This is a genomic window from Paenibacillus sp. FSL R7-277, from assembly GCF_000517965.1.
Lineage (GTDB): Bacteria > Bacillota > Bacilli > Paenibacillales > Paenibacillaceae > Paenibacillus_AQ > Paenibacillus_AQ silagei.
On sequence record NZ_ASPX01000120.1, the window covers coordinates 59731 to 66940 of the forward strand.

Genomic DNA, 7210 nt, shown 5'->3' on the forward strand with positions numbered 1-7210 from the left:
TTTATTGCATATAATGGGTAGACTTTAATGCTGAATAGAATAGAGGCTTGTGTAATGGCAACCGATAAACCGTGTAAGAATCTGCATCGCTCCCCGAGTCCGGCGCAGTGTATGGAGCATTATGGCTGCATCTATGAGAACAATCATCTCATTACGTTGCTGGTGGACCCGGAGAGCGGCGGAATTACTGATGCGAACCGGGCAGCCTGTGAGTTCTACGGCTACAGCATCCGGCAATTCAGGCAGCTCCGGATCTGTGATCTGGCCGCTGACCGGACTTCGGGGGTTCAGGAGTTTGTGGATAAGGCGCTGCCTGAAGAGATGGACGGGAAGAACCGTGTGTTCATTGACCGCCATATCCTGGCCGGCGGGGAGCCCATCGATGTGGAGGTTCATACCGGCATGATGACGATGCTGGGCAAGAATTGCGTGTACACCGTAATTCATGATATCAGCGAACGGGTCCGCTCGGAGCAGCGGCTCAGAGAAAGCGAGGAGCGGTACAGGGATCTGGTGGAGCTCTGCCCCGAGCCCATCCTGGTCTACAGCGGGGGCACGATCCTGTTCGCCAACAAGCAGACGGAGAGGATGTTCGGCAATCCGAAGCAGGAGCTGATCGGCCGAAGGATCGAGGATTTCTTCGAGGAAGTGTACTTCCAGAGTGCGGAGCATAACAAGCTGAAGACAACAGGCCTCCTGAAGGAACGCTTCCGTATTGAGCAGCGGCTGATCAGGCAGCAGGACAACCGCATCTTTGACCTTGAAATTTCGGGCGTGCCGGTTATTTATGAGGAGACCAAGGCGCTGCAGCTGGTGTTCAGGGATATCACCGAGAGTAAGAGGGAGATGGAGCGGGCGGTCCGGCTTCAGGAGCACCGGCATGCGGTATCCTTTCCGCTCTCCAGCAAGGCGGTTCTGGAGAAGCTCTACATTCCGGCCAGAACCTTAAGCGGCGATTTCTTCATCTTCCATAAAGTCAATGAAGAGCAGGTCATCGGCTTCATCGGCGACGTGACGGGGAAGGGGATTACGGCCGCGCTGAATATCTCGGCCCTGCGGGTACTGTTCATGGACAGCCTGTCCTGTACACAGGACCCCGTGCAGGTGTTGAACGATCTGAATTTTAAAGCGCTGCAGCATCTGGGTGAGGATTATGTCGCCGGCTGCTGCTTCCTGCTCGACTTCAAGACAGGACGGCTGAAGGCTGCCGGAGCCGGGATTAATGAATTTCTCTATGTCCCCCGGGGCAGGGGCATGGAGAGAGTCACCGTTAAGGGGGCACCGCTCGGCATGTTTGAGAGCAGTGAGTTTGAGGAGAAGATCCTCCCGTTTGAGTCCGGTGACCGCTTTTGCTTCTATAGTGACGGAATGGAGCTGCTGTTCAGCACAGAAGAACTCGGGCGGGAGCAGAGTAATCTTCTGGAGAAGTTTGCCGGGGCTGCTCTGCAGGACGACTGCACCTGGCTCAGCCTGAATATCAAGTGACGGCCGGGGAGCGCTGCTGCTGTAAGACCAGGGAAGAGAAGGCAGAGAGTGCAGAGTGTCAGCGGGAACATCAGTAGTGCGGCGATTTCAGAATTGTTAAGGAGTGGGCCATGGAAGCTATTCATAAGGAAGTGATGCTTCACGGTCTGGAGCATCATCAGATGATCATTGACGGAATTATTAGGGAGCTTGACCTCGAAGCTTATGCTTTTGATATCCGCCTGATTCTGATCGAAGCGGTGACCAATGCCTATTATCACGGGAACCTCAGCGATTGCAGCAAGCCGATTACCATCCGATATCTGCTTATGGATCAGCTGCTTAAGCTGCAGATTGAGGATTCGGGTGCTGGGGACGGCAAGGTTGTGTTCCCGGAGGCTGTCGGGTGTGATGAATTGCTGGAAGAAGGGGGCCGGGGCTTGTATCTGATCCGCTGCTTCTCGGACAGTGCTGAGATGATACATCATACGATGTACATCAGCAAGAGTATCTGTTCCTTATAGAGTCAAGAAGGGGAGAGTTCTGTGAAATTAAGTTTAAAAGTTAAAATGAGCATCCTGTTGTTTCTGATTATCAGCATCCCGCTGGGCATATCCGGCTATGTATCCTATCAGCTGGCATCCGGTGCCCTGCAGAAGACGATTGAAGAGGAATTAAGAGGGACCACGGCTTCTTCTGCGAAGGCGGTGGATGCTGAGCTTGAAGCGGTTGGCACGAATCTGGGGATCGCCAGCATGAACAGCGTATTGGCCGATTTTGCCGGGAATCCGTCTGTAGCCTCCCTCAAAAGCACAGCGCTTCAGTATATTTCCGGTGTGCAGAAAGACAACACCAAGCTATTGGAATCGTTGATTATCGCAGATACAAACGGCAGGGTGCTGATGACCAGCAGCTCCGGGGAGCCGGGGGCTGATGTGAAGGACCGTCCCTACTTCCAGGAAGCGCTGCAGGGCAAGGACGCAGTCAGTGAGGTTATCCTGTCACGGGAGACGAATCAGTACATCGTAGCGATCGCCAGACCGCTGCGGGTGAAGGATCAGATTACCGGCGTGCTGATCGGAACGGCCTTATTTGAGAACATCGCTGCGCCGGTTACCGGGGTGAAGATTGGAGAGCATGGATACGGATATATGCTTGACCGTACCGGCCTCATCGTCTCGCATCCGGAGCAGGACAAGGTGCTGAAGGAGAAGCTGGACAGCGGCAGCAATGCTGAATTGAATGCGCTGGTCCAGCGGATGAAGGCGGGAGACACCGCGCATGGCTTCTACACCTATGAAGGCGTACATAAATATGTTTCTTTTCAGCCCGCAGGCCATTGGGTTGTAGCCACAACGGCAAATGTGCGGGATTACATGGCTCCGGCAGCCGAAATCCGTAACACTACGCTGATCCTCATCCTGGTCTGTATTGCCGTTGCTATGGTGGCAGCGTATTTCTTCACCACCCGGAATATTGTGAATCCGATCCGGAAGCTGGAGCGGGCGATGGGTCTGGCAGGTGACGGCGACCTGACCGTTCATACGTCCATTCAAACCGGGGATGAGCTCCAATTGCTGAGTGAATCGTTCAACACCATGATTGACAAGCAGGAGGCAATTATTGAGAAAGTGAGAGCGGGTTCCCTGTCCCTCACCTCCATGTCCGAGGAGATGGCGGCATCTTCAGAGGAGATCAGCGCCTCTATTCAGGAGATCAGCTCCAGTACCCAGGAGATTGCATCCGGCGCAGAGAACAACAACCAGTCGGTCATCAATGCTTCCCAGGTGCTCGTTCAGCTCTCCAGTCTTGTGCAGCTGGCGCAGAGCAAGGCGTCGGCTACCTCCGGCAATGCGGAGACTACCCATCAGGCGGCACAGGAAGGCAGAGCCAGAGTCATTCATACCGTAGAAGCAATGAACACCATTCACAGCAGCACCAAAGAGACCGAAGCATTATTGTATACGGTCAGCGGGTTGTCGGAGCAGGTATCCGCAATTACCGGTACCATCAACAAGATTGCCGAGCAGACGAATCTGCTGGCTCTGAATGCGGCAATTGAAGCCGCGAGAGCAGGAGAGAACGGGCGGGGCTTCAGTGTGGTGGCCGGTGAAGTCCGGAAGCTGTCGGATGAGACCCACACCAATGCCGGTGAGATTACGGATCTGGTCAACGAGATGATCTCGCGGATCACCGAGGCCGTAGATTCGATGAGAGGCGCGGCCGGTGCAGTAGAGAGCGGCGTAAGCATTGTGAATGAGACGGACCGAGCCTTCGTCCATATCATACAATCTGTTGAGATGATCACGGACAATGTGCAGGAGATTCTGGATATTACCAGAGATGAAGTAGCTACCTCAGACCAGATCATCAAGCTGATTGATTCCATGGGCACGATCTCGGAACTCGCGGCAGCAAACACAGAGAATGTATCCAGCGCTACAGAAGAGCAGGCAGCAACGGTCAATAATTTTGCGGCCTCCTCTCAGGAGATCAGTGCCATGGCTAATGAGCTGGAGATTCTTGTAGAGAAATTTAAAATCAGGGGTGAGTAGCTTGAGCGAGATGATCATTGAGATGCCGGAGCTGTTCTCGGTTGAGGAAGCCGGTCAGTTCAGGGAGACAGTACGGGGTTATATTCTTGGGGGACATTCAAGCTTCCTGCTTGATTTCGGGACCTGCCGTTTCATTGACAGTACCGGTCTTGGAGTGATTGTCAGCTCCTACAAGAAATGTGTAGAGGCTGGAGGCACCATCAGGCTGACGGGGCTCAATGACAATGTGCGGAAGATTTTTGAGCTGACCCGCCTGACCAATGTGTTTGAAATCATATAGACCTGTTAACTTGAACAAAGGCAGGGCCGCCCTTCGCAGGACGGTCCTGCCTTTGCCGTTGCTTCCGGTTGAATCACTTGATCCTGCAATGTGGCGCATGCTGCTAATCGGTAATATTGCGTGTGTAATACTCGATGATATCCTTACGGCGGATGATGCCGAGGAAGATTCCGCTGTCGTCCACTACCGGAACGAAGTTCTGGTCTGCTGCCAGGGTCAGCATATCCTCCATCTGCGCGTGGATCTCGACGCTCTCGTTATGCACATGACGCTGAATGGTGCCGACGGTCACCTCGTTCATATTCGCGAAGCTTAGACCGTCGGTGTTCTTCAGCTTCCATAGCAGATCGCCCTCCGACAAGGTCCCAACATATTTACCGGCATCGTCAATAATCGGAATGGCCGAATAATAATGATTCTCCAGCTGTTCCAGCGCTTCCCGCATGGAGATCGAGGAGGTGATGTACGCAACCTGATCCTTGGGCAGCAAAAATGAGGATATTTCCATAGGTTAGTCTCCTTTACAGTAGGATGAAATACATAACGTTATTACAATTAAAACATAGAACAGGATGTAAGCGCATTAAAAATCAGGTTACAACTTTGAGATGTTGCGGTTACGCTGCAGATATGAGGCCACAGAAAAAAGGATATGCCGTCCTTCCAAGGGAAGAAGCGTCATATCCTAAGCCCTTTTGTGAATAGGAAACTACCTAAGGGAGTTAGCCTTTCTGGCCGTTGTCGTGGCTGAGCTGCCATTGGATGCCGAATTTGTCCATCAGGTTCCCGTAGGCCTTGCTCCAGAAGGTCTCCTGCAGCTCCATGTGTACAGTGCCGCCTTCTTTGAGTTTATTGAACCAGAGACGAATCCTCTCTTCATCGGTATCCGTCACCGTTAGGCTGATATTATTCCCTTCCGTGAACGGCATGCCGGGGAATACGTCAGAGAACATGACCGGGCTGCCGGCAATCATCAGATTGGCGTGCATGACGAGGTGTTTGGCTTCTTCCGGTACAGGATGGGACGGATCTGGCCGAGCCTCGCCGAAGGTCATGATATGCGGAGTTTCGGTTCCGAATACCTCAGCGTAATATTCTACAGCCTTTCGGGTATTGCCATTGAAATTCAGGTACACATTGATTGCCACAGCTGTCGCTCCTCTTGTGTTAAATTAAGGCAAGGACGATACGGTCCCATTGTATCATGTGCCTGTGCATTCACAAATATTCGGGGCAGGCTGTGCCATCATCGCCCTGGAGAAGCCGGAGGATTCTTGTGGACTCTGTTTAGGATATGATCTACCCAAGCATAACAACGGTCCAGATCTTGTGCGGAGCTGTTCCATAAAATCATGCTGGTAGACATAACTGTTCAGTCCGTCGAACTCCAAAATAGGTTGGAACCGGTACTCCCGGCCCTTCCGGCTAAGCCATTCAAAGAGATATTTACTGTGCTGTATCAGTTCATTCAGAGAAAGGTCAAGCTGGAATGCTTCAGAACGCTCGTAATCATCCGGTGAGAGAAATAGGGCATCTCTTAGTCTGGCAGGATTGGCCGGGCCATGCAAAAAAGGATACGTCGTCCTTCCAGGGGAAGAAACGACATATCCTAAGCCGCTTTTGAAAAGGAGAGTTACCTAAGGACATCGGCTTTTATAGCTCTTGCCTTATTACCTTTGAATTACAGGACCTGATAAATGCTCAAATTTGACCAAGTAGGGGGATTAAACTCGGCAGTGCCCGAAGCAAGAGTGATAGAAGCCGTCAAGGTTAACGTTGGATTAGGGCCGGCGCCAGTCTGGATTAAACCGCTGGATTCCTGGGTGAAGGCGGCTAAACCAGCACCAGCTGCATTTCTCTGCGTGCCAGTGCTTATATTTTGTTGAACGCCGTCGAGGAAAACCAATATTTGCGAAGCAACGACGGGGATACTCCCATTTGTTATTCGAATTCTCAAATTAAAAGAAACGAAGTAGAAGCTATTGGGTTGTAATTGAATACCTTGACCGCCGTTCACAAGGGAGATACCTGAGCCAAAAATAAAATTTTGTACAAATGTAATATTCGTAGGCGTTGCTGTTACTGGACCCGAAGGGTGAAAACTGGCATTGTTGGCCACTGGCCCGGTTGGGCCCGTCTCGCCGGTTACGCCTGTCTCGCCGGTTACACCCGTCACGCCGGTAAGCCCGGTTAAGCCCGTCATACCCGTGACCTCACCGGTTAAACCTGTCGCGCCGGTAACCCCTGTCGCACCAGTTACCCCGGTTAAGCCCGTCATGCCCGTGACCTCACCGGTAAGCCCGGTCGCGCCCGTTACACCCGTGGCACCCGTCACACCTGTTAAGCCCGTCATGCCTGTCGCCTCACCGGTAAGCCCGGTCGCGCCTGTCATGCCCGTGACCTCACCGGTACCCCCGGTAGCACCCGTTAGACCTGTGGCACCCGTCAAGCCCGTCAAGCCCGTCATGCCAGTCACGTCACCGGTAAGTCCGGTAGCGCCGGTTACGCCGGTAGCGCCAGTGACGCCGGTAGCGCCAGTGATTCCTGTGGCACCCGTCACTCCGGTAGCACCGGTCACGCCTGTGGCGCCGGTGATCCCCGTGGCACCTGTGTCCAAGGTTGCGCCCGTTATGCCCGTGGCACCCGTCGCTCCGGTCATGCCAGTAACGCCGGTTGCTCCGGTTACACCAGGCCCAGTCACCCCGGTTGCACCTTGCACTCCAACCTGGAGCCACCCTTGGGGATAAGTCACCCCGCCATTCTGACTGCTGCGATAGTATAAAGCCGAATCGGAGAAATATAGCTGTTGTACATAATCTCCGACACGTGATACATAAATCGTCCATACCGACGGGTGTGCGACTCCCGGAGGACCATTCACTGGGCCAGCCGGATCGGCGGGGACTCCCCA

6 protein-coding genes and 1 pseudogene are annotated in these 7210 nt (G+C 53.3%); 4 read left to right on the forward strand and 3 right to left on the reverse strand.

The features are described from left to right. The first annotated feature begins 54 nt into the window (after positions 1-54). From C173_RS31540 to C173_RS31555, 4 genes are all read left to right on the forward strand, one after another. Positions 55-1485 (forward strand): PAS domain S-box protein, encoded by a 1431-nt coding sequence (locus C173_RS31540; protein WP_051478730.1) that lies wholly within the window; start codon positions 55-57, stop codon positions 1483-1485. A gap of 110 nt (positions 1486-1595) precedes the next feature. Beyond that, complete coding sequence (locus C173_RS31545) at positions 1596-1988, forward strand: ATP-binding protein (protein WP_036733027.1); 393 nt, start codon at positions 1596-1598, stop codon at positions 1986-1988. Between the two features lie 45 nt (positions 1989-2033). Beyond that, positions 2034-4019, forward strand: a complete 1986-nt coding sequence (locus C173_RS31550) for a methyl-accepting chemotaxis protein (RefSeq protein ID WP_200869612.1) — start codon at positions 2034-2036, stop codon at positions 4017-4019. Between the two features lie 10 nt (positions 4020-4029). Continuing rightward, positions 4030-4299, forward strand: a complete 270-nt coding sequence (locus C173_RS31555; protein WP_036733063.1) for an STAS domain-containing protein — start codon at positions 4030-4032, stop codon at positions 4297-4299. Between the two features lie 103 nt (positions 4300-4402). On the opposite strand, the gene C173_RS31560 is transcribed toward C173_RS31555, so the two are convergent. The 3 genes and pseudogenes from C173_RS31560 to C173_RS35580 all read right to left on the reverse strand — a co-directional run. Further along, positions 4403-4807, reverse strand: coding sequence for a CBS domain-containing protein (locus C173_RS31560; RefSeq protein WP_036733033.1), 405 nt, complete (start codon positions 4805-4807; stop codon positions 4403-4405). A 214-nt stretch (positions 4808-5021) separates the two neighbouring features. After that, a complete protein-coding gene (locus tag C173_RS31565; RefSeq protein ID WP_036733036.1) occupies positions 5022-5447 on the reverse strand; it encodes a VOC family protein in 426 nt (141 codons plus the stop codon). Between the two features lie 533 nt (positions 5448-5980). Continuing rightward, a pseudogene (locus C173_RS35580) lies at positions 5981-7210 on the reverse strand (hypothetical protein); the annotation flags it as partial.